General features: G+C 71.8%; 17 protein-coding genes. 6 read left to right on the top strand and 11 right to left on the bottom strand.

Going from position 1 to position 22306, the window contains the following annotated elements; genetic code table 11:
- Positions 1-700 (top strand): GntR family transcriptional regulator (locus B056_RS0119185; protein ID WP_018503484.1); only part of this gene is annotated, 700 nt, incomplete at its 5' end.
- Positions 701-708: 8 nt separating this feature from the next.
- Here the strand turns inward: B056_RS0119185 and B056_RS0119190 are convergent.
- Positions 709-3384, bottom strand: coding sequence for an FAD/NAD(P)-binding protein (locus tag B056_RS0119190; RefSeq protein WP_018503485.1), 2676 nt, complete (start codon positions 3382-3384; stop codon positions 709-711).
- Between the two features lie 826 nt (positions 3385-4210).
- Here B056_RS0119190 and B056_RS43660 point away from each other — a divergent pair.
- Positions 4211-6307 (top strand): ABC transporter substrate-binding protein, encoded by a 2097-nt coding sequence (locus tag B056_RS43660; RefSeq protein WP_018503486.1) that lies wholly within the window; start codon positions 4211-4213, stop codon positions 6305-6307.
- Positions 6308-6401: 94 nt separating this feature from the next.
- The gene (locus B056_RS0119200) at positions 6402-7988 is read left to right on the top strand and encodes a rhodanese homology domain-containing protein (protein WP_018503487.1); all 1587 of its coding nucleotides are present in this window, start codon (positions 6402-6404) and stop codon (positions 7986-7988) included.
- Positions 7989-8083: 95 nt separating this feature from the next.
- Here B056_RS0119200 and B056_RS0119205 read toward each other — a convergent pair whose 3' ends face one another.
- Both B056_RS0119205 and B056_RS0119210 read right to left on the bottom strand, forming a co-directional pair.
- Complete coding sequence (locus B056_RS0119205; RefSeq protein WP_195905927.1) at positions 8084-8500, bottom strand: YybH family protein; 417 nt, start codon at positions 8498-8500, stop codon at positions 8084-8086.
- Between the two features lie 55 nt (positions 8501-8555).
- Complete coding sequence (locus B056_RS0119210) at positions 8556-10121, bottom strand: ABC transporter substrate-binding protein (RefSeq protein WP_026239878.1); 1566 nt, start codon at positions 10119-10121, stop codon at positions 8556-8558.
- Positions 10122-10568: 447 nt separating this feature from the next.
- Between B056_RS0119210 and B056_RS0119215 the strand changes: the two genes are divergently transcribed.
- Positions 10569-11456, top strand: a complete 888-nt coding sequence (locus B056_RS0119215) for an aldo/keto reductase (protein ID WP_018503490.1) — start codon at positions 10569-10571, stop codon at positions 11454-11456.
- 144 nt (positions 11457-11600) lie between these two features.
- Here the strand turns inward: B056_RS0119215 and B056_RS0119220 are convergent, their stop codons facing one another.
- The 4 genes from B056_RS0119220 to B056_RS0119245 form a co-directional block, all read right to left on the bottom strand.
- Entirely contained in the window at positions 11601-12509 is a 909-nt protein-coding gene (locus B056_RS0119220) for a hypothetical protein (protein ID WP_018503491.1), read from the bottom strand.
- Positions 12506-13285, bottom strand: a complete 780-nt coding sequence (locus B056_RS0119225; protein ID WP_018503492.1) for a hypothetical protein — start codon at positions 13283-13285, stop codon at positions 12506-12508. Before B056_RS0119225 ends, B056_RS0119220 begins: the two co-directional genes overlap by 4 nt.
- Before the next feature lie 595 nt (positions 13286-13880).
- Complete coding sequence (locus B056_RS0119240) at positions 13881-16571, bottom strand: ATP-binding protein (protein WP_018503494.1); 2691 nt, start codon at positions 16569-16571, stop codon at positions 13881-13883.
- Positions 16572-16659: 88 nt separating this feature from the next.
- Positions 16660-16947, bottom strand: a complete 288-nt coding sequence (locus B056_RS0119245) for a DUF4242 domain-containing protein (RefSeq protein ID WP_018503495.1) — start codon at positions 16945-16947, stop codon at positions 16660-16662.
- Between the two features lie 170 nt (positions 16948-17117).
- On the opposite strand from B056_RS0119245, the gene B056_RS0119250 reads away from it, so the two are divergent.
- Positions 17118-17582 (top strand): universal stress protein, encoded by a 465-nt coding sequence (locus B056_RS0119250; RefSeq protein ID WP_020572583.1) that lies wholly within the window; start codon positions 17118-17120, stop codon positions 17580-17582.
- Between the two features lie 27 nt (positions 17583-17609).
- On the opposite strand, the gene B056_RS0119255 is transcribed toward B056_RS0119250, so the two are convergent.
- The 3 genes from B056_RS0119255 to B056_RS0119265 are packed head-to-tail and all read right to left on the bottom strand — an operon-like array spanning position 17610 to position 20595.
- Positions 17610-18377: an SDR family NAD(P)-dependent oxidoreductase gene (locus B056_RS0119255; RefSeq protein WP_018503497.1), complete on the bottom strand. Its 768-nt coding sequence runs from the start codon at positions 18375-18377 to the stop codon at positions 17610-17612.
- Positions 18374-19405: a phosphotransferase family protein gene (locus B056_RS0119260; RefSeq protein ID WP_018503498.1), complete on the bottom strand. Its 1032-nt coding sequence runs from the start codon at positions 19403-19405 to the stop codon at positions 18374-18376. The genes B056_RS0119255 and B056_RS0119260 overlap by 4 nt, the downstream gene beginning before the upstream one ends.
- Positions 19402-20595, bottom strand: coding sequence for an acyl-CoA dehydrogenase family protein (locus B056_RS0119265; protein ID WP_018503499.1), 1194 nt, complete (start codon positions 20593-20595; stop codon positions 19402-19404). The genes B056_RS0119260 and B056_RS0119265 overlap by 4 nt, the downstream gene beginning before the upstream one ends.
- 144 nt (positions 20596-20739) lie before the next feature.
- Between B056_RS0119265 and B056_RS0119270 the strand changes: the two genes are divergently transcribed.
- Complete coding sequence (locus B056_RS0119270; RefSeq protein WP_018503500.1) at positions 20740-21351, top strand: TetR/AcrR family transcriptional regulator; 612 nt, start codon at positions 20740-20742, stop codon at positions 21349-21351.
- On the opposite strand, the gene B056_RS0119275 is transcribed toward B056_RS0119270, so the two are convergent.
- Positions 21348-22025 (bottom strand): TetR/AcrR family transcriptional regulator, encoded by a 678-nt coding sequence (locus B056_RS0119275; RefSeq protein ID WP_018503501.1) that lies wholly within the window; start codon positions 22023-22025, stop codon positions 21348-21350. The genes B056_RS0119270 and B056_RS0119275 overlap by 4 nt on opposite strands.
- Between the last annotated feature and the right edge of the window lie 281 nt (positions 22026-22306).

A 22306-nucleotide genomic window follows, 5' to 3' on the forward strand; every position in this document is an offset into this window, starting at 1 on the left:
CGCCGACCCGAGTGCGATCCGGCGGCTCGCCTCGGGTCGGCGGCGCTACGGCAACCTCAAGGACGAGGCCGCCGACTTCATCCGGGAGGCGATCGTCTCCCGCGCGCTACCCCCACGCAGCAAAATCGATCAGGACGAGGTCGCCGACGCGCTCGGGATCAGCCGCGCCCCGGTCCGCGAGGCCCTCATCGAACTCGCACAGAAAGGCTTCGTCGACGCCGTCCCCCGGCGCGGCGCGTTCGTCGCCGAGGTCACCGTCGAGGACATCGAGGACCACTACGAAGTTGTCGCCCTGGTCTCCGGAATGACCACCCGACGCGCCGTGCGCACCCTCACCCCGACGCAGATCGAGGAACTCGCCCGACTGCACCGCGAGATCACCACCACCGGCGAGGAGACCCGCCGCCGGAGCCTGGACCGCCGGTTCTTCCAGATCATCGCCACCGCCGGCAAATCACCACGCCTCGACGCGATCCTCGACTTCCTCGGCGGCGTCCTGCAGGGCAGCTTCTACTACGACGCCCCCGCCTGGGAGAACAACGAGACGAAATACCGCGAACGACTACTGACCGAGATCCGGGCCGGCGACGTCACGGCGGCGGCCCGCACCAGCGAGGAACACGTACGCTCCTGCGCCGCCGTCACCGTCGAACACCTACGCACCCGCGGCTACTGGACGACACCTCCGACCGCGCCCTGAACCACCGGTCAGTCGCCCGGTACCGAGGGCGCGGTCCGCTGGCCGGCGCGCAGCTGCGCGCGGCGGTGGACGTCGCGGGGGGAGCAGCGGCGCTCGAGGCGGGTCCGGAGCAGCGCCTGGGCGATGTCGGGTCGGTTGGCCTGGATGGCGCAGTAGATCGTGGTGTCCTCGACGATCTCGCGCTGGGCGGCGCTGCCGCCGAGCCGCTCGACGCCGGGCAGGGCGATCAGCGCGTCGGTGGCCCGGTCGGGATCACCGTGCAGGAGGTGCATCAGGGCGTCCGCCAGTGGCGCGACGGTGTCGGTGAACGCCGGGCTGCTCCGGGCGGCCGCCGAACGGCGTAGTTGCGCGAGTCGGCGGCAGTCCCCCGCGGCGGCGAGCGCGACCGCCGAGTGCAGCCCGACGAAGGGCGTCGGCGGATCGACGAGCAACGCGCCGGGGACGGTCGCCAGCACCGGCCCGAGCTCCACCGACGTCCAGGCACCGGCCGCGAAGCCGCGCCACAGCAGCGACGCCGAGTCGATCAGCGCCCGGACGCCGGAGACGGCCGGCGGCGAGAGCTGGGTCGAGAAACGTGCCTGGGCCGCGCTGTCGGCACCGAGTGCGAGCTCGTGCAGGGCCGCGTGCCAGGCGAAGTGCGCCCGGTGCGACGAGTCCGACCCGCAGGTCGAGATCCAGGCGTCCAACCAGGCCAGCCCGGCCTCGTGGTCGCCGGTCTCGTAGTGGACGTGGGTCTTCGCGTGGACGGCGTGGCCGGCGGTCGGTTCGACGGCCAGCGCCAGCGCGGCGAGTTCGGCCGCCTCGTCCCAGTTCTCCTGCTCCTGTCGGGTGAAGGCGAGCAGCCCCCGGTACCACCAGTCGTCGCGGTAGACGGCGGCCAGTCCCTCGACCAGGGCCCAGGCCTCGGCGGGGATCTCCGTCGCGCCGCTGAACGCGATCGTCGGCACGGCGATGCTGACGGCCAGGGCGTCTTCCGGGTAGGTGTGGATGTAGCTCAGCAGCGCCGCGGCCGAGGCCTCTCCCGGCTCGCGGATCCGGGCGGCGACCACCTCGACGAAACGCCGCTCACGCTCGTCGGCCCGGGCGGCGTGGCGTTGCGCGTTCCGCAGCGCCGTCTCCACGTCGACGTCGGCGCCCCACTCGGCACCGAGCAGCGCCAGCACCGCCTGCCCGAGGGCGAACTGGGGATCGGCCGCGACCGCCTCGGCCACCAGCGTCTCGGCTCCGGAGCGCACCCGCAGGATCCGGCCGAGCCCGGCGACATAGCGACCGGCCGCCTCCGGACTGGCGGTGAGGGGCAGACCGTAGGGATCGCGGACCCGTCGGACGACCCGTGGCCCGGGCAGGGCGGCCACGACGGCGCGGGCGAGCGCGGCCGCCTGGCCGCGGAGCTCGGGGATGGCCGTGCTCTCCCACAGCTCCCCGCGCCGCAACGGCCCGATGGCCCAGATCGCCGGCCGGGGCCCGTCGGCCGCGACCAGCCGCCCGGATCCCTCGGTGGCGAAGCCCAGGTCCAGGCTGTCCGGGGTCGCCAGGCCGGCGGCGAGCAGGTTCATGACCAGGGGATCGTGGCTGGTCCGCACACCGCCGCCCGCACCGGTGCAGTTGACCACGGCCGCGGCGAGCACCTGGGTGCCGTCACTGAGCGAGACCTCGACGCCGGCCGCGGTCTCCCGGGCGTCGAGGACCCGCGCGGCGTGCACGACCAGCGATCCCTCGGCGCGGCGTTGCTCCAGCCAGGCGTGGACGGCGGGGTCGACGCGGTGCCGGACCTGGTCCCAGCGCCGCATCGTCGTGGCGACGAAACGGGACCGGGCAGTGGTGTCCATGCGGGACCACAGCTCGGCCGTCACCGGGCGCAGTGAGTCCACGGCTCGCCGCCAGTCGCCACCGGCCGCGCGGATCTGGTCGAAGACCAGCCCGCGGGCCCGGGCGAGGCTCACCGGACCGTCGGGCAGTTCCGGGGCGGCGAGCGGCGGCGCCGGGTCCAGCGCGTGCGGCAGCGGGAGCAGCCCGTGGCGTGAGGCCACGTGCAGGCGCACCCCGGACCGGCTCCAGCGCTGGGCCATGTCGGCCATGGTCAGGCCCGAGCCGACGAGCAGCACGTCGCTGCCGGCCGGGACGCGCGGCTGGGAGTCCGCCCGCCACGGGTCACCGACGAACCGAGGCGACCGGGCCAGCGCCGGCGGAGCCCACGACGTCGTCGCGGCACCGTGGCCGAGCGCGAGAACGACACCGTCGACCGGATGGCTGGTCCCGTCGTCCAGTGTCAGCCGCAGCCGGCGGCCGTGCCGGCGGACGTCCGTCGCGCGGGCGCGCACCCGCTCGCAGCGCACCCCGGGCGCGGCGCGCAGCGTCTCCTCCAGCGTGTGGCGGAGATAGTCGCCATAGAACTGCCGGGGCGCGAAACCACCGGGAGGGAAGTCGACCGCGACGTGCCGACGAAGCCAGCGCAGGAAGTGCTGCGGGTCGTCGTCGAAGGCGCTCATCTTCGCGGCCGGCACGTTGAGCCGGTGGCGTGGATCCCGGGTCAGATAGGCCAGGCCCGCACCGATGTCGTCCGGTTCGACGAGCAATATCGTGAACCTGCGGCCGGTAACCGCCACGGACCTCGCCAGCTGGGTGGTGGCGAGGCAACCGCTGGCCCCACCACCCACCACCGCGACGACCACCGGCGCGCTCATCGGGACCGTCGACAGTGTGTGTGCGGACACCTGGACATAGGGAGATCTCCTTCGCCGTCCATTCCGGTCGATACCAGGGTAAGCCCGGGTGGGGTAGGCCATGGCCCGGATCGGCGGACCCTCTGCGGCACCTGCCACGCGCGGACCGGCTCTTCCTTTGTTACGTCATTACTACATCCCCTGATGTCTGACCGCGCGGAACCGTCCAAGCAGGGCAGACTTCCCGGAGGTGCGAGAAATAGTCAAGGGGTGAAATGTTGACACAGGAGGTCCAGGCGGGGCAGGCCACGGATCGTGGACCTCGAGACGCTTGTGTACAAGCGCCTCACATCGACTTCAGGCGGACCGCCAGCGCGCTCTGTGCGTAGCCGTGCCGGTGCCGGGGTGGTAAGGCCGTCCTGATCGTCAGGGGTTCACACCCCCACGTACTCGTACCGCGAGGACGGCTGGCCAGCGAAACCCGCACGGCGCCGAACTCCTCACTCTCCCATCCGGGCCAGCGGAGCGGAACGGTGCCGCCAGCGCTCCAGCGCCGGGTCGAGTCCCGCCGTGCCCGCGCGGTCTCTCCCGTTGACGCGGCGCTGACCTTCCGGACCTGACCGAGGCGCCCTCCAACCCCGGCCCACTGCGACCGGATTTCGCGTGCCGTCATTCGGCGCGCCTTCAGCCGGGTCACGGACATCACCCGGGTCGTCAGTCCGACCTTTGTCGGCTGCGCGCTGCCATGCCTTTCCCGGTGGCCGCGGGCCGCGGGTCGTCCGTGCGGCCGGAAATGTGGCGATCGGTCGAGGCCGTCCGCGGTCCCATGTCGTCAGGAAGGAACTTGATGCTCGCCAAGAATGAGATCAGTCGCGGCTGGCGGGACGTCGAGACGGTGCGTTTCCCACGCGTCACGCCGCCGCGGGAGGTGGAGGTTCTGGTCGTCGGCGCCGGGCCGTCCGGCCTGGCCACCGCCCTGGAGCTGAACCATGACCGGGTCCAGGTCGCCGTTGTCGACGCCGCGACCTCGGCGTCGCTGGTCCGGGCCGGTGCGATGGGCCACTCGTCGCGGACCGTCGAGCTGTTCCGGCGGTGGGGGGTCTACGAGGCGATCCGGGCCGGCTGGACCTTTCCGCCCGAGTGGAACCACGGTGGCGGCCGGCTGCGTACCTCGCTCGTCGGGCACGATCTCCTCGACCCGCCCGGGCCGTCGTTTCGTAAGCGCCCGGGAAACGACTTCTCGTTCGAGGACTCGATCCGACGGCCGCAGACGGTCCTCCAGCACGCCTTCCTGCGACGGCTCGCGGAGCGGGGCACGACGGTCGCGGGCGGCTGGCGGCTCCTCGGGTTCCATGAGGGCGAGGACACCGTCACGGCACTGCTGGAGGACGTCGACTCGGCCGAGCGTCGCGAGGTGCGCGCCCGCTACCTGGTGGGTGCCGACGGCGGAAGCAGCGACGTGCGCCGCCGCGGCAGCAGCGGCGGGTCCGGTACCGGCTCCGCCTCCGGAGGGGTGATCAACTGGGCCGGCACCTGGAGCGTGAGCACCTGGGACCCGGTGGTCGCCGGCGGTACCCGCAACACCCAGTACCTCGACCTCGTCTACGACTCGTTGACCCAGGTCGACTCCCAGGGCAACGCGCATCCCCAACAGGCGCGGAGCTGGGAGTACAACACGACCGGTGACGCCGTCACCTTCCACCTGCGGCCCGGGCTCAAGTTCACCGACGGCACCCCGGTCAACGCCGAGGCCTGGCAGTACCAGATCAACCGGGCCAAGACCCAGAAGAACTCCCAGCTCGCCGGTGACCTGGACTCCGTCAGATCGATCGACGTGATCGACGACCTGACCTTCCGGATCAATCTGACGCAGCCGGATCACCACATTCCCACGCTGTTCGGCGCGCGCGGCGCCGGTCTGCTCGCCAGCGAGACGGCCGCGAGGAACAACCCGCAGGCCCTGGCCACCACCGCCCCGGTCGGGTCGGGTCCGTTCAAGGTGGAGAGCCTGACCCCGGACGCGAGCGTCAGCCTGGTCAAGAACCCGGACTTCTGGGACGCCGAGAACATCCATGTCGACCGGATCGAGATCACGTTCAACAACGACCCGAACAGCGTCGTCCAGGGCATCAGGACCGGCACGTACAACTTCGCGATCGGCGACGTCGCCCAGATCGACCCGGCGAAGAAGGCCGGCCTGCAGGTCCTCGACGACTGGGGCTACGGCTACCAGGGCTACTTCGTGCCGGTGAACCTCAACAAGGCGCCGTTCGACAACCCGAAGGTCGTGCAGGCGATCCACTACGCCGTCAACCGCGAGCAGTTCGTCGAGCAGGCCGCGTTCGGCCATGGTGAGGTGACCGCCGAGCCGTACCCGAGCTACTACCCGGCGTACGCGCAGGAGGCGAAGGACCTCCACCCCTACAACCCGGACAAGGCACGGCAGCTGCTGGCCGAGGCGGGCTACAACACCACGGACAGGCGCCTGTCGCTTCCCTTCGTGGTGTCGCAGCCGACACCCCCGGACGAGGTGCTGCAGTCCCAGTTCAAGGCGGTCGGTGTCGACCTGGACATCAAGGTCGATCCGAACTGGTCCACGTCGTTCTTCGCCAAGACGCTCGCCATCACCGACTACAGCTACGCGGGACGTGACTCGTTCGGGCAGACGCTCACCGCGAACTTCGGCGGCGGCCCGCTGAACCTCAGCGGCCCGTTCCAGTCGGCGGAGTTCAAGGCCGCGCTGGCAAAGGTGCGTGCGACACCGCTCGACTCGCCGGACCTGAAGAAGAACCTGGCGGCCGCGACGGTCGCGGGCCTCACCTCCAACCCGAACATCTACACCTACGCGACCCCCCGGCCGTACATCCTGGCCACGGGCATCTCGCCGCTGCCGAAGCTGCCCGGGCAGATCTCGTTCAGGGGTGTCACGATCGGCTCCTCCTGACGTTTCCGCCCGCGTGCCGACGCTCCGGCCGTGCCCTCGCCAGGCACGGCCGGAACACGGTCATGAGCCGACCGCGCAACCCGGAAGGACCACGATGACACCCCTGGAGATCTCGCCGGAACACGTGCGCGACCTGCTGCGCCGGCGCCAGGAGATCGCGCTCGTCGACGTGCGCGAGGAGGCGCTGTACGCGCAGGGACACCCGCTGTGGGCCGCGAACGTTCCGCTCTCACGCCTCGAGCTGGAGGTCTGGGAGCGCATCCCCCGGCGCGACACTCTCGTGGTCGTCTACGGCGACGCCGTCGCGCCGGCGCAGCGGGCCCACGAGGTCCTGGTCGAGCTCGGATACACCCAAGTGCGCCTCCTGCTGGGCGGCCTGGACGGGTGGACCGCGTCGGGCGGCGAGCTGTTCATCGACGTCAACACCCCGAGCAAGGCGTTCGGGGAACTGGTCGAATCGGTCCGGGGCACGCCGTCGGTCTCCGCTCCCGAGCTGCGGGCGCTGCTCGACGCGGGGAAGGACGTGGTGGTCGTCGACGCCCGCCGCCCCGACGAGTTCCACACGATGAGCATCCCGACGGCGACCAGCGTGCCCGGCGGGGAGCTGGTCCTGCGGATCCGCGAGCTGGCCGCCGACCCGGCGACCCAGGTGGTGGTCAACTGCGCCGGGCGCACCCGCAGCATCATCGGCGCCCAGTCGCTCATCAACTCCGGGCTGCCGAACCCGGTGGCGGCGTTGCGCAACGGCACGATCGGCTGGGTGCTCGCCGGCCAGGATCTGGACCACTCGGCCACCGCGGCCGCGCCGGCCCGGGTCGAGCCGGCCCACCGTGAGGTCGCCCGGGCCGGCGCCCGGGCCGCCGCCGAACTGGCCGGCGTCCGCTTCGCCCCGGCCGCCGACCTGACGGGACCGCCCCCGCCCGGCCGGACGGTCTACCGCTTCGACGTGCGCTCGGCGGCCGAGTACGAGGCGGGTCACCTGCCGGGCTTCCGGCACGCGCCGGGCGGGCAGCTGGTTCAGGAGACCGACCACCACGCGCCGGTGCGCGGGGCCCGGATCGTGCTGGCCGACGACGACGGCGTCCGCGCGGCGATGACCGGTTCCTGGCTGGCCCAGATGGGCTGGGAAACCTGGGTGGTGGCGGAGGTGGGCGCCGCCGGCCGGACCGAGCGGGGCTGGCCGGTCTCCCCGGCGCCGGCGCCGCCGGGTGTGCCGTCCGTCGCGCCCGGCGAGCTGGCGGGCTGGCTGGGGGAGCCTGCCGAGGGGACGGTGGTCGTCGACGTCGGAGCCGGTCGTGACTACGCCGCCGGGCACATCCCCGGCGCGTGGCACGCGAGCCGCTCCCGGCTGGCCGTCGCGCTGCGGCGCCTGCCGCCCGCGGACCGGCTCGTCCTCACCTCCGGCGACGGCCTGCTCGCGCGGTTCGCGACAGCCGACCTCGGCCGACTCACCGCGATCCCGGCCTACGCCCTCGCGGGCGGGACGGCGGGGTGGCGGGCCAGCGGGAGACCGGTCGAGACGGAGCCCGCGTGTTACACCGAGACACCGCTCGACCGCTACCGGCGTCCGTACGAGGGCACCGACAACGCCCGCTCGGCGATGGAGGCCTATCTCGAGTGGGAATACGGCCTGGTCGCGCAGCTCGACCGGGACGGCACCCACAACTTCCGGGTGAGCTGACCCCGCTTTCCGGGCCCGCGGCGGCCGGATACCCGGCCGGCGAGGTTTCCGGCCGGCGGAGTGCCGGGCCGACTGGGTCTCAGGTCGGCGGGGTGTCAGGCCGGCGGGGTGTAGCCACTGATCTCGTGCTCGGCGATGCGCCACACGCCGTCCGGCTCGCGCCGTTGGACCTGGCGGTGGTCGAACACGGACCGGGCGGAGAACGGCCCCTCGCCCTCCAGCGTGAACGCCGCCGCCGTGTACTCGACGACCGTGTGGTCGGCGTCGAGCGACCAGGCCCGCAGGTTCGTGATCAGGTGCCGACCGCGCAGCGGCGACATGCCACGCTCCATCACGGACCGGACGGCGTCCCTCCCGTGGGCCTGGAACACCGTCGCGTCCTCGGTGTACAGCGCCAGCGCGGCGTCGACGTCGCGGGCGTCGTACCGGCTGAACAGTTCGGCCACGAGCGCCTCGGCGGTGAGCCGCCGCGCGACCTCCGCACCGTCGGGGAGCACTCCTGGATCACGCATACGCTGGTTCCGCCCATCGTCGTCGGCGAGCGTTCGGCCTGTTGAGGCTACTCGGTCACCGCTGTATCCACAGTTTCTCGGGCAGCAGGGAACCGAGGCCGTACTGCGCGAGGCCGCCGACATTCCTGCTCGAGATGGCGCCGAGCGCCCCGCGCGCGATGAAGAACAACGGGGTCAGTGCGGTCAGCCGTTCCTGCACGGTGTCGTAGGCCGCCCTGCGTTCCTCTTCCGAGGTCGCGGTCCGGCCGGTCTGCAGCGCCTCGTTCAGCGCCGGGTCGTCGATGCCGGGCATGTTCGCCGCCGAGCCCCCGGCGAAGACCGTCGACAACCGGGGCTCGGGGTCCTGGAAGAGCGCGGACGTGATGACCGCGTCGAAGTCGAGTGTCCGGCGGAGCTGGACGAACTCGGCGAGCTCAATCGTCCTGATCTGGACCTTGACGTTGTTGAAGGCGCTGAGCTGGGCCTGGATGTTCTCCGCGAGTGCCCTGTTCTCGCTGCTGGAGGAGCTGGTGAACGTGAAGGACAGCGGCTTTCCGTCGGCGGCCAGCTCGTCGAGGAGCCGTTGGGCGGTCGCCTTGTCCGTCCTGCGCAGCGGTTTTTCGGAGTAGAAGGGGGAGGCGTCGGTGAAAAGCGTGTCGGCCAGCCGCGCGGTTCCGTTGTAGGCCGCGAGGTTCAGTGCCTCCGGGTCGAGTGCCGCCGCGACCGCCTGACGCGCGCGGATGTCGTCGAACGGTGCCCGGCGCATGTTCAGCGCCGCGAAGACGCCGCCGTTGAGCTGCATGATGTTTGTCGGCAGGCCTGCCTTGGCTGCCTTGTCGAGGTTGATCCAGCTGGAGTCGATGGCCACGTCCGCGCCTCCGGTGAGCAGCGTGTTGTAGCGCTGGTTGCCGTCGAGCGCGGTGCGCAGGGTGAGGCGGTCGAGGTAGGGCCTGGGCGCGTCCCAGTACCGGGGGTTCCGGACGAGCCGGATGTCGGCCTGACGGGTCCAGCTCTCGAGGGTGAACGGTCCCGCGCCGATCGGCTTCGCGTCGAACGCCTGCTGGCCCTTCCGCAGGGCCGCGGGTGAGGCGATCCAGTTCATCGAGGAGGCGAGGACGGACAGGGCGTACCTCGGCACGGGGGTGACCAGGGTGACCTTCAGCGTGACGTCGTCCACCACCTCGGACGATGCGATGGTCGCCGCCTCCGACCGGTGGGCCGAGCCGACGGCCGGGTCCTTGGTCCGGTCCCAGTTGAACTTCACGGCCTCGGCGTCCAGCGCGGTGCCGTCGGAGAAGACCAGGTTCGGCCGCAGCTTCAGGGTGAAGGTCCTGCCGTTGTCGGCCGTGGTGAACGACTCGGCCATCGAGTACCGGACCCTGTCCGCCGCGTCGTTGGTCATCAGGGTCCCGTACAGCGCATTGCCCAGAAGCGCGCCGGACGCGTACGAGTTCCCGAGGACCGCCGGATCCAGGGTGCGCGGATCGCTCAGCGTGAGGATCCGTCCTTCACCGCCCGCCACCGGCTCGCCCGAGGGCCCCGTGGACGTGGCGGGATCACCGCCACCGCCGCCGCAGGCCCCCAGCAGGAGCGCCGCGCAGCATGCGACAGCGGTGACGAGTAATCGCGTCCCACGAGTCATCTTCCAACCCTTCACGGGAATCGGGGATCGGGTGAAGACGCGGCCGTGCCCGCCTGGATGCGCGGGCGATGCCGCCTCGACACATCATCGGCGGCCGGGCCGTGGGCGTCTTTGCGCATTCGGTCAATTCTTTGCCCGTGGCAGCCAGTGTTGGGCCGACAGTTCGCGTGATGCGGGCCGTCCGCGTGCTCGGCTGGCCCCGCGGGTCTGGCTTTGTCGCCTCGCTCAGATATACGGCTCGACGCGGAGGGGTAATCCGGCCCCGGCCGCTGGCGACCGCCCCCTGGGACGGACCTGTCGGTGCGTACCCGGGCGATGGTGGCGACTCTGCCGCTGTAGGCGGTCATCGTCGTGCGGTGGTCACCCGGCCTTCCGCTACGGTCGGGTCCGCGCCGCGGAGCACACGCGGAAGATCGTCTCCGATCTCGACGGAAGGGGAACCACCCCATGTCCACCGTGACACCCGTAACGCTGAACAATGGGGTCGAGATGCCCGCGGTCGGCCTCGGTGTCTATCAGACCCCGCCGCAGGAGACCTCGTCTGCTGTCGCGGCGGCGCTGTCGGCCGGTTACCGGCACATCGACACCGCGGCGGTCTACGGCAACGAGCGGCAGGTCGGGGAGGCCGTCCTGAAGTCCGGTGTCGACCGGGCCGAGGTCTTCCTGGAGACCAAGATCTGGATCAGTGACTTCGGCTACGACCAGACCCTGCACGGCTTCGAGAAGGGCGCGGGCAAGCTCGGCGTCGACCGGATCGACCTGCTCCTTCTGCATCAGCCGCTGCCGTCGGATTTCGACCGGACGCTGGAGGCCTACCGTGCCCTGGAGACGCTGCTCGCCGACGGGAAGGTCCGTGCGATCGGGGTCAGCAACTTCATGGTCGAGCACCTCACCGCCCTGCTCGAGCGGGCGAGTGTCGTCCCCGCGGTGAACCAGATCGAGGTGCATCCCTACTTCGCCCAGCGCGCGGTGCAGGAGTTCGGTGCCGAGCACGGCATCCACACGCAGGCGTGGTCGCCGATCGGTGGGATCACCTTCTACCGTGACAGCGCCCACGACAGCACCCTGCGGGACCCGGTGATCGGCGAGATCGGGCAGGCGCACGGCCGGACGCCGGCCCAGGTGATGCTGCGCTGGCACCTGCAGCAGGGCCGGTCGACGATCCCGAAGTCGACACGGCCGGAGCGGATCGCGGAGAACTTCGACGTGTTCGACTTCGAGCTGACCGACCGGCAGCTCGCCGCGATCGACGGCCTCGACACCGACCGGCGCGGCGGCCCGGAGCCCGGTGACATCACCCTCGCGAACTTCGGCATGCCGATTCCCGAGGCCTGATCACCCCGTTCCGCCGGGGGAGACGCCCCAGCCCGCCGGGCTGCCCGTCGTCGACGTCCGTCCAGCGGCCGACAGGACCCGCGCACCCGCGTGGCCGGCCGGCTCCCGCGCGACCACGGTCCGACGTGCGTGGCATGCGGTGGGTCAGCGGCTCGGTGTGCTGAGCCAGTCGACGATCGCGCGGGAGATGACACCGTCCGCGCGTTCGTCGTATCCCTCGAAGCACGGCATCGAGTTGGCCTCCAGGAAGTACCATTCCCCCGTCGCACGGTCGATCTTGAAATCGACGCCCAGGAACGGCACCCCGCAGAACTCGGTGAGGCGAGCGCATCCGTCGGCGACTTCTGGGGGCGGGGTCAGCGGCCGGTAGCCGTTGACGCCGCGGACTGTCCGGTAGTCGAGCACCGGCGAGTCGATGAGCTCACCGAACGACCGGTCGCCGACCACGTGGATCCGTACGTCAGGACCGATGACGCGCTCCTGGAAGAGCACCGGCAGGCGCCTGATGCGTGGCAGGTCGGCCTCGTGACGCGGCTCGAGGACGGTCGCCCAGGTCTTGGTGGCGCTCGCGCCCTTGAAGATCGCGCCGTTGCGGCAGCCCCGGATGAACCGCGACGCCTCCACGGGATCGGAGGTGAGGCAGGTCTCCGGGATCCGCCAGCCACCGACCTCGCCGAGGGTGACCGCGTGCAGAACCTTGGTGAATCCTGACGCTTCGCGCAGCGGGGGGTTCATCACCTTGCCGGGGACCGCCTCCAATATTCGCGCTAAAGCCTCTGCCTGCCCGCCGGCGGCCGCGGCCAGTTCCGGGGTCGGTGCGGCCGCGGAGACGTCCATGAGGCGACACCAGATTCCCGAGAAGTCACCGAGGCGGTGTTTCTCGCCGGACAGCGAGAGTTCGGTTTCGTCGGGGCCGTCCAACGGTACGCGGATACTGCCGCGCATCGCCAGCGACGGCAGGTCGACGGACCGAAACGCGACCCGTGCCCGCCGGAGGGCCCGGACCCCGGCGGTGAAGGTCGGGTCGGCCGCCAGGCCGAGGCACAGGATCATGAGGTGAGCCGATTCAGCAGCGCCGTGTAGACCCGCTCCTCGACAAGCGGGAACAGGCGGCGGTCGGGCCAGCACGACACGTCGAGCAGCCGAGTGACGCCGTCTTCCAGTTCCACCGTGAAATCGACGAAATCCATTCCGCTCCGCCGAAGCCAGGAGATGACGGGGGCCACCCGGTCAGCCAGGTCCGGGTCGAGACGATCCCCGGTCGTGCTCACATCGAACGCGGTGGATCCGGCAAGGACGACCCGGCGGGTACGGCTCGGGTCGCTGTCGCCGATCTGCACGACGTCGAACCTGCTCCGAGGAGCATCGGGATCCACCATCGCCCAGCTGGGCAGGCGGTACATCGTGGTTCCGGGTGCGGATCCCGCATTGAGGATCACCGTGCGCGGCGGGGCGACGGCACCGTACCTTGCGAGCTCCAGCGGATCCAGGCGCGGGAAGAACCCCCGAGCGGACGGTCTGTTCACGACAGGCCCGGGCCACAGCGCGACCGCCGACCAGAAGGCCGCGTACCTCTCGGCGGAGACGAAGGCCCGCTGCGTGTCCGGCTCGTGACCCCAGTCGCCCAGCCCCCGGGTCAGTACCCCGCTGACCTCCACCTCGTCGATCGTGATCCGCGTGCGGCAGACGCGATCCCGGGTCACGCGCACCGTGATTCCCACCCGACCGAACTCGGCCGCCACCACTGTCGGCACGCCGCCACGGTTCGCGAAATCGGCGAACCGGCCGGCGGTGTCGTCCGTGTCCGGGGCGATGACCAGGAGAGTCATGGCCCCGGGACATCCAGGGAAAACAGGGCCTCGGCGACCTGCCAAGCCGTCCGCGCAAGGTCCGCGACGGCCGCCGGCCTGGCCTCGGCGGGGATGAACGGCAGTTCCTCGTCGGAGCCGATCTCGTCCGCCGGCGATTCCCGAGAAGCCGGGTCCATGACGGTCTTCCGGTCAGCGTGGACCGCGAAGCAGACCCACCGGCCGCTCCATCGTCTCCTTGCGTTCCGTGGTCTCGCTGCTTTCGCTGCTCTCGGTGCTTTCCGAACGTTCGGAGGTCTCGCTGCCCTCAGTGCCCTCAGTGCCCTCGGAGCCCATCCTGGAAACCTCGGTGAATCCGCTTCGCGACGACAGGCCACGATATTCCGCGGCGAGTGTCCGGATCTGGGCGGGAAAGTCCGAGGATGATGATCTTCCGGCCATGGCGTCCTCTCGGGGTCCGCGCTCTCTACCTGTGACTTCGATATAACATCCGTACGTTGGCCTCGTCAACGAGGTTTCGGTCGATTATGCGCGAGTGCGCGCGGGTGATGTAGAGCTGTACGCGCCCTCGGAATGCAACAACCCTCGTCGAAGGCTCCGGTGGTCGCGTACCGGGTCAGCCGAGACCGAGCTCGTCGGCGCGCAGGGCCACCGCCCGGCGGGTCGGCAGGTCCAGTTTGGTGAGGATGGCGGAGACGTGATGGTCGGCGGTCTTCACCGAGATGTAGAGGCGGGTGGCGATCTCGGCGTTGGTCAGCCCTCGGGCGACCAGCCTGGCCACGTCGAGCTGACGGTTCGTCAGGCCCGCCGGGTTCGCCCGGGTGCTCTCGCGGGGCCGCCTGGGAAGCTGGGTGATGCCGTCGCGGCGCAGGGCCGCCCGCTGCCGGTCGGCGGTGCCGGTGGCGCCGAGCTGGTCCAGCAGCTCCACGCCGTGTGCCCGCTGGCCGGGGTCGGGGGAGTCGCACAGCGCCATCGCCTCGGCGAAGGGCTCACCGGTACGACGCCACCACGACGCGGCCTCGTCGTGATCGCCCGTGAGACTGAGCCGGAACGGCGGCGCCACCTCGTCGGGCCAGCGGCTCAGCAGCCCGAGCCGGGCCAGCCAGACCGCGAGGTCGCCGGCGGCCCAGGCCGTCCCGGCGATCCCCGTCGCGCCGGCTGTGCCGGCAGTACCGGCAGTACCGGTGGCCGTGCCGGCCGGGCTGGCGGGCGACCCGGTCTCGGTGATCGCGGCGGCCGCGCGGGTGACCCGGGCGTCGGGCACCTCGGTGAGCCACATCCGTTCGGCCAGCGCGGAGAGCACCGCCAGCCGGCGCAGCGGCTCGTCGAGGTGTTCGGCGAGGTCCCAGGCGGTGTCCAGGGCGGCCAGTGCGGCGGCGGCCGGGACGTCCGCGCCCCGGCGCAGCGGCACCAGAGCGGTGACGAGCAGTGGCCACAGCGTCGCGAGCGGCATGCCGCGATCCTCGATCACCTGCTCCGCGTCCTCGACCGCCGCGCTCCACCGGCCGCGGGCGAAGTGCAGCCGCGCGCGCACGGCGGTCTGCCAGTGCCGGCAGATCGGGATGTCGCGCTCGACGGTGAACGGCAGGGACTCGTCGAGGACGCGCTGGCCCTCGTGGTAGCGCCGCTGCTCCACGTCGAGGTTGGCGAGGCTGGAGTAGCCCGTCGACGCGAGCTCGTCCCAGCCGTGGGCGCGGGCCCGCTCGATGTCGTCGGCCAGCGGGATCCGCGCGTCGGTGTCCCCGGCCAGCAGGGCGGCGGAGGTCCGCAGGATGCGCCCGCGCTGGGCCAGCTCCGCTTGGCCGTGGCGCTCCGCGGCGTCGATCGCGCCGTCGAGGTAGCGCCGGGCCAGGGTCACGTCGCCGCGCATGTAGGCGAGGTAGCCCCGGGTCGTCTGGGCGCGGGCGTGGGACTGCTCCAGCTCCGGCCCGGCCGAGAGTGCGGCGGCGCGCCCGGCGTGTGCCTCCGCCTGCCGGCGCCGGCCGTTGTAGTACTCGAACACGGCGCAGGTGTCGTACGCCGCCGCGAGTCCAGCCTGGTCGCCGGCCTGCTGCCAGAGTGGGAACGTCGCGCTCACGGTGGCGATCGCCTCCCTGAGGCGGCTGGTCATGTACTGCTCGACCGCGAGCCTGTGGAGCAGGTCGGCCCGGTCGAGCGCGGGCGCCGTCGCGAGGTGCTCCAGCGCCGTCTCGAAGAACGCCGCCGCGTCGCTGTGGGAACCGGCCTGGATCGCCTGGCGGGCGGCGGCCGTCGCGTACTCGGCCGCCCGGGCCCCGTCGTGGGCCGCGACCGCGTGGTGGGTGAGGAGGGCGGGATCGCGCGGCTCGATCCGCTCCAGCGCGGCCAGCAGTCGAGCGTGCAGCCGGGGGGCGCCGCCCGGTGGGATCGTGCTCTCGACGGCCTGGCGCGCGAGCTCGTGCCGGAAGACCAGACCGCCGCGGGCCCGGGTGAGCAGGCCGGTCGTGTCGAGACGGCGCAACGTGGGCAGGTCGACGCCGAGCGCGGGCAGCACCCGGTCGTCGAGCCGGTCCGGCGCGGTCGCCACCATCTGGAGCACCTCGACGTCGTCCGGCGTGACGTCGGCGGTGCGGGCGAGCACGGCGTCGCGGACCGAGGTCGGCAGCGGGCGGTCGGGCTCCTTGGCGATCTCGGTGACGAAGAACGGGTTCCCACCGGTCAGTTCGTGCACGCGACTCGGGTCCAGCCGGGTGCCCCCGACGACGGCGCGGACGGCGTCGCGGGACAACGGCCGCAGGTCGAGGGTCCGCAGCGCGGCCAGCCGGGCGAAGTCGCCGAGCAGCGGGCGGGCCGAGTGGCCCGGACCGATCTCGTCGTCCCGGTAGCTCACGAGCAGCGCCAGCGGCATCGCCTCGACCCGGCGCGCGAGGAAACGCAGCACTTCGACCGAGGCGGCGTCGACCCAGTGCAGGTCCTCGACCACCAGGACCGTCGTCTCGCCGCGCAGCGCTTCGTAGATCCGCTCGCAGACGCCGGCGAGTGCCAGTTCCGCGCCGCGGTCGCCGGCCTCCTCACCTCTGACCCCGTCCGCACCGGGCAGCAGCGGTCCCAGGCCGCCGGCCACGGCGATGTCGCGGAACGGGCCGAGCGGCCGGGGCGTCAGGAGCGGGTCGCAGCCGCCGAGGAGGAGACGCGGGCCGGTCGCGGCCGCGCGGGCCGCCGCGAGGAGGGTCGACTTGCCCGCGCCCGGCTCCCCGGTGACCGCGATGCCCGACCCCTGCCCGGCCGCCGCCCGGTCGATCGCCGCGCGGACGACGGCGACCTCGCGGTCCCGTTCGAGGAGATCCACGTGTTCAGGGTAGAGGCGGGCGGTCGGGCGCCGAGGTGAAAGGCTCGAGCGCCCCGCCCGAGTGTCGGCCCCGTCATCGGGGCCGCGGTCACCGCGCCGTCGCGGCCGCGGCGCTCTGCGGGCCGAACTCGTTCGAGACGGCCGAGACGTTGTTGGCCGGGAAGCCGCCGCGACGGGCGTGCTCGAGGATGGTCTCCGCGTCCTCCGCCTCGTGCACGCAGTAGATCTTGTCGTCGGTGACGTAGCTGTTGACCCAGGTGTAGGGCACCCCCAGCGACGCGACGGCCTCGTTGGAGGTCCGCGCGATCTCGGCCAGCTCCTCCTGGCTGAGGTTTCCGGCACCGGGAATCTCGCGCTCGATGACAAAGCGAGGCATGGTCCGCTCCTTTCGTTCCGACGGCCTGCTGCCGTCCGGTGTGTCTCCACTCTCGGCGCGGCGGGGCGTCTCGACATCGGGAGCGACTCCCCATGTTCGCGGTCCGGGTACCCAGACGCCGGCTCCGCCGGACCAGGCCTAACCAGGCCGCTGGCGGAAACCCTGTGGGTATGCAGCACATCGTTGTCGGGGTCGACACCCGGGAAGCAGCCCCCGCCGCCCTGGTCCGGGCGGCTGACCTCGCGCGGCGGCTGGGTGCGGAACTCGACGTCGTCCATGTCCAGCCCCTCAGCCGTGAGGAGATCGGCGTGGTGGTCTCCACGGTGCCCGGGCGGTACCTGTCCGCGCGGTTCCTCCGGGCTGACCAGGCTGCCCGGACCAGGGAGGTCCGTGCGCTGGCGGAACGGACACTGGCGGGCGGTGCCCTCCCCTGGCGGTTGCACGTCCTGGCCGGGGATCCCGCGGCGCACCTGCTTGCCGTGGCCGACAGCGTCGACGCCTACGCGATCGTCATCGGTACCCGACACGGCGGTGGGGTCGTCCTGGAGCGGCTGCTGACCGGCTCGGTCTCCCATCGGGTGGTCAACTGGGCGAAGCGACCCGTTCTGGTCGTCCCGACAGACCTGGACGACTAGCCCGCGGATCGGTCCAGTCGTCGAGGCTCAGTGGCCGGACATGCCCCCGTCCACGGCGAGTGTCGCCCCGGTGATGTACGAGGCGGCCGGACTCGCCAGGAACACCACCGCCGCGTCGAGCTCGTGCTGTTCCCCCAGGCGGCCGAGCGGGCTGGTGCTGGTGATGAACCTCATCAGCCCGTCCTGCGGGACCTGCGCGGTCATCTCGCTGACGAAGTATCCCGGGGCGATCGCGTTGACCCGGATTCCCCGGCGGCCGGACCACTGCTGCGACAGGTCCCGGGTGAGGCCGATCAGCCCGGCCTTGCTGGCCGCGTAGGCGGCCTGCGGGGCGTAGGACTTGACGAGTCCGAGGACACTCGCGATGTTGACGATGCTCGAGCCCGGTTCCATCACCCGGGCGCAGGCCTGGGCCGCCCAGTAGGCGCCGTTCAGGTTGACGTCGATGACCTGGCGGAACTCCCCGGGCTGTTCCCGCAGGGCGGGCACCGCGCTGCCGGCACCGGCGTTGTTGACCAGGATGTCGAGTCGGCCGAACTCGGTGATCGCGGCCCGCGCGAGCGCGGTGCACTGGTCCGGGTCGCTGACGTCGGTGGCGACCGTCAGCACCCGCCGCCCGGTGGTCCGGACGCTGTCCGCCACGTCCTGGAGGCGGTCGGCGCGGCGGGCGGCGAGCACGACGTCCGCGCCGGCCTGGGCGAGCGCGTGCGCGAACCCGGTGCCGAGGCCCGAACTGGCGCCGGTCACGACCGCCACCCTGCCGTCGAGCCGGAACAGGTCGAGAACGTTGGTCATGCCGACTGCGGGCTTCCGCTCAGGGCCCGCAGCCCGGCCGCGGCGAGCGGTGCCGTCGCCTCGCCCACGGTGTCGAACCCGGGGCCGCGCGTCACGCCCTGCTGGAACCGGTGGTGGATGCCCTCCGCGATGACCGCGATCTTGAAGTAGCCGAGTCCGAGGTAGAACGGGAAATTGCTCAGGTCCCGGCCGGTGACCTCGGCGTAGCGGTCGACCAGCGCGCTCGCCGCGGGCATCCGGGGGCTGGTCGACGCCGCCGACCCGCCCAGCACCGCGGCGAAGGCCGGGTGCGAGTACGCGATGTGGACACCCAGGTCCGCCAGCGGATCGCCCAGCGCGGCCATCTCCCAGTCGATGAGCGCCCGTACCTGGGCCGGATCGTCCGGCGCCAGGATGACGTTGTCGATGCGGAAGTCGCCGTGCACGATGGACGCGCCGCTCTCCGCGGGGGGGTCGGTGGCGAGCCTGGTGTGCAGGGCGTCGACGTCGGGCAGGTCGCGGGTGCGGACCCGCTGCCACTGGTCGTTCCACCGCCGTATCTGGCGGGCCAGATACCCCTGCGGGCGGCCGAAGGCGCCCAGGCCGACCGTTTCGGGTGTGACGGCGTGCAACCGTGCCAGCACGTCGATCAGTGCGTGGGCGCAACGGTCGACGTCCACCTGGGACAGCGCCCGCAGATCGTCCTCGGTGCGCAGGACCGGGCCGGCGACGTGCTCGACGACGGAGAAGGGCACCCCCAGCGGTCCGCTCTCGCTGCTGGTGACGGCGCGCGGCACCGGCACGTCCGACCCGGACAGCGCGGACACCACCCGGTACTCGCGCAGGACGTCGTGCGCCGACGGCGTGAGCCCGCCCAGCGGCGGGCGGCGCAGCACCCAGCGGGTCTGCCCGTCGGTGAGCAGATAGGTCAGGTTCGACCGGCCGCCCGTGATCAGCGTCGCGTCCAGCGCGCCCCGGAAACCGGGCACCTGCTCGGCGAAGAAGTGCTCCAGGGCGGGCAGGTCCAGTCCTTCGACGGCGGTGCTCACCGGCCACCCGCCGCGCTGTGCCGCTTCAGTGTCCGCCGGGCGATCGCCCAGCGATGCGTCTCGGACGGCCCGTCGTAGATCCGGAAGGGGCGTACCTCGCGCAGGAACCGGCCCAGCGGGATGTCGCCGGACACCCCGAGCGCGCCGCAGATCTGCAGGGACCGGTCCACCACCCGCCACACCGCCTCGGCGCAGAACGTCTTGCCGATCGACGTGGCCTGCGAGGCCGAGCGGCCCTGGTCGAGTTCCCAGCACGCCTGCAGGATCAGGCCCCGCGCGGCGGCGATGTCGATCTCGCTGTCGGCGATCATCTGCTGCACCATGCCCAGTTCGCCCAGCCGTGAGCCGAACAGCTCACGCTCGGCGGCCCGGCGGACCGCGATGTCCTGGGCGTGCCGCGCGATGCCCAGCCAGCGCATGCAGTGCGTCATCCGGGCCGGGCCGAGCCGGACCTGCGCATGACGGAAGCCCTCGTCGACCGCACCGAGCACCGCGTCGTCCGGCACCTCGCAGTCCTCGAAGAGCAGCTCGATGTGGCCGCCGAACAGGCTCTCGTCGAGGGTGTCGATGTGGCGCACCTGCTTCAGGCCGGGGTTGTCCGCATCGACGAAGAACATCGTCGCGTCGCCGGGGTCGCCCGGACGGCCGGAGGTGCGGGCCATGCAGATCGTGAACGCCGCGCCGTCCGCGCCGGTGATGAACCACTTGCGCCCGTTGATCCGCCAGCCGCCGTCGATCCGTTCGGCGCGGGTGGTCAGGGCCCGGGGGTCCGACCCGGCGCCGGGGGCCGGCTCCGTCATCGCGAAGCAGGACCTGACCTCACCGGCCGCGAGTGGCCGCAGGTAGCGCTCCTTCTGCTGTTCGGACGCGACCGCTTCCAGCAGGTGCATGTTGCCCTCGTCGGGGGCGGCGATGTTGAGCGCCAGCGGGCCGAACAGGGCGTAGCCGGCCTCCTCGAAGACGGCGGCGCGGCCGCGCATGTCCAGGCCGTGACCGCCGTACCCGGTACCGACATGGGGCGCGAACAGGCCCGCCGTGCGGGCGGCGTCCTGCAGTTCCCGGCGCACCGCCTCGGTGGGGGTGGCGGCCCCATGCCGCTCCTCGACCGGGAGCACCACCTCGCGCACGAACCGCGCCGTGCGTCGGGCCAGGTCGGCCACGGCCGGTTCGGGGCTCAGATCAACGGCCATCGGACCTCCTGCGGCAGTCATGTGGCTAATGGGTGTTAGCTGAACACTAGTCACACCTTTGCACTGTCCGCAAGCAGGTTGGTTATGATGGAGGCAAGTGCTGGCAGTCGACCAGCTACCACTCGTTAGCTACTGTGGGGGAACGTGGCCCAGGCTCGCTCGGCCCAGGCCGGCCCGGGGCAGGCCCGCTCGGCGCGGTCGGCGGAGATCCGCACGGCCGCTCTCGACCTGTTCACGCGGCTCGGCTACGAGGCCACCACGATGGCCGACATCGGTGCCGCCGTGGGCATGCGCGGGCCGAGTCTGTACAAGCACGTGGCGTCCAAGCAGGACGTGCTCGCGCAGATCATGACCGGCACCATGGAGGCTCTGCTGGCGGCGCACCGGTCAGCCGTCGCCACCACCGCGGACCCGCTCGAGCGGCTGCGTCGCGCCACCGAGGCGCACGTGCGCTACCACGCGCGGCATCGCCGGGAGGCGTTCGTCGGCAACCGCGAGATCCGCAGTCTCGTCCAGCCGCACCGCGACCAGGTGCTGGGCCTGCGCGCGCGGTACGAGCGGTGTTTCCGTGACCTGATCGAGGCCGGGGCGCGCGCGGGGCTGTTCGAGGTGGCGTCCGCGCGGCTGGCCTCGTACGCCATCCTGGATCTGGGGATGGGCGTCGCCGTCTGGTTCCGCGATGACGGTGAGTTGACGGAGGATGCCGTCGTCTGGCAGTACAGCCAGTTCGCGCTGCGGATCGTGGGGGCGGGTTAGGCGTCCCCGAGCGGCGGATTTCCTCTCACCGGCAGGCCGAGAGATCTCTCCCAGATCTTGTTGGCCGTGTCGATCAGTGTCTCCCGGTCGTAGTCGAGTCCTTCATAGGACCAGGCCATGACCATGCGTTCGACCATGAAGGTCAGCGCGTGCGCGGTGTAGCGCGGGTCCAGGTCGGTGTAGGCCAGCCCGGCCGCCTGCCACCCGGTGATCGCCCGGGTCGCGCGGCCCTGGAAGTGCTCGGCCACCTCGTACCACTGGGCCTTCAGCCGCTCGTCGTCGTCGCGGGCCTGGTACACCGCGCGTAGCACGCCGGCATTCCGCTGGAAGGCCTCGACGTAGACCCGGTTCACCTCCTCGATGCGGCGTACCGGGTCGAGCTGGCCGCTGACATGGCCGGGCGCCGGCGCGGTCAGCTCGGCGGACACGTCCTTCATCACCTCGTGCAGGAGATCGTGCTTCGAGCGGTAGTAGTTGTAAAGCGTGCCCGAGGCCACCTTCGCCTCAGCGCTGATGTCGGAGAGGCGGGAATTGTAGAAGCCGTCACGTTCGAAAACAACCCGGGCCGCTTCGACGAGACGCCGCGGCGTGGTCTCGCGACGCGGGTCGTTCCGTGTACGGCGTGGGCTTTCCCCGTTCTTCGCCTGATTCCGACCAGCGGCAGGCGTCGGCATAGCCAAACCTCATCTCCTCCGATTCACGGGCGCGGCGCCGGCGTGCGGCGGCCCCCACCGCACCCTCCAGCGATGGTACGGAGCCAACCTCGCGGGCCGCCGACCTCCCGATGCCACGCGGGGCCGCGCCGGGCCCCGGTCTCTCCCGCACCCGCCTCGACGCCGAGTCCCGCGGGCCGCGTCGCCCGCAGCCACGCCGCTACACCCGTGCCGCCTCGTCCGCGTCGGGCGGCAAAAGAAGAGGTTGACGTCATCCTCATCTATGGCTAACTTCCTCGCCA

This window comes from Parafrankia discariae (assembly GCF_000373365.1).
GTDB classification, from domain to species: Bacteria; Actinomycetota; Actinomycetes; order Frankiales; family Frankiaceae; genus Parafrankia; species Parafrankia discariae.

Bases quoted from the DNA above. Each gene is read 5' to 3' on its own strand.
- B056_RS0119225 (WP_018503492.1), bottom strand. From the start codon at position 13,285: ATGACTCTCCTGGTCATCGCCCCGGACACGGACGACACCGCCGGCCGG.
- B056_RS0119255 (WP_018503497.1), bottom strand. From the start codon at position 18,377: ATGACCAACGTTCTCGACCTGTTCCGGCTCGACGGCAGGGTGGCGGTC.
- B056_RS0119275 (WP_018503501.1), bottom strand. From the start codon at position 22,025: ATGCCGACGCCTGCCGCTGGTCGGAATCAGGCGAAGAACGGGGAAAGC.
- B056_RS0119215 (WP_018503490.1), top strand. From the start codon at position 10,569: ATGTCCACCGTGACACCCGTAACGCTGAACAATGGGGTCGAGATGCCC.
- B056_RS0119210 (WP_026239878.1), bottom strand. From the start codon at position 10,121: ATGACTCGTGGGACGCGATTACTCGTCACCGCTGTCGCATGCTGCGCG.
- B056_RS0119220 (WP_018503491.1), bottom strand. From the start codon at position 12,509: ATGATCCTGTGCCTCGGCCTGGCGGCCGACCCGACCTTCACCGCCGGG.
- B056_RS0119250 (WP_020572583.1), top strand. From the start codon at position 17,118: ATGCAGCACATCGTTGTCGGGGTCGACACCCGGGAAGCAGCCCCCGCC.
- B056_RS0119200 (WP_018503487.1), top strand. From the start codon at position 6,402: ATGACACCCCTGGAGATCTCGCCGGAACACGTGCGCGACCTGCTGCGC.
- B056_RS43660 (WP_018503486.1), top strand. From the start codon at position 4,211: ATGCTCGCCAAGAATGAGATCAGTCGCGGCTGGCGGGACGTCGAGACG.
- B056_RS0119190 (WP_018503485.1), bottom strand. From the start codon at position 3,384: ATGAGCGCGCCGGTGGTCGTCGCGGTGGTGGGTGGTGGGGCCAGCGGT.
- B056_RS0119265 (WP_018503499.1), bottom strand. From the start codon at position 20,595: ATGGCCGTTGATCTGAGCCCCGAACCGGCCGTGGCCGACCTGGCCCGA.
- B056_RS0119205 (WP_195905927.1), bottom strand. From the start codon at position 8,500: ATGCGTGATCCAGGAGTGCTCCCCGACGGTGCGGAGGTCGCGCGGCGG.
- B056_RS0119245 (WP_018503495.1), bottom strand. From the start codon at position 16,947: ATGCCTCGCTTTGTCATCGAGCGCGAGATTCCCGGTGCCGGAAACCTC.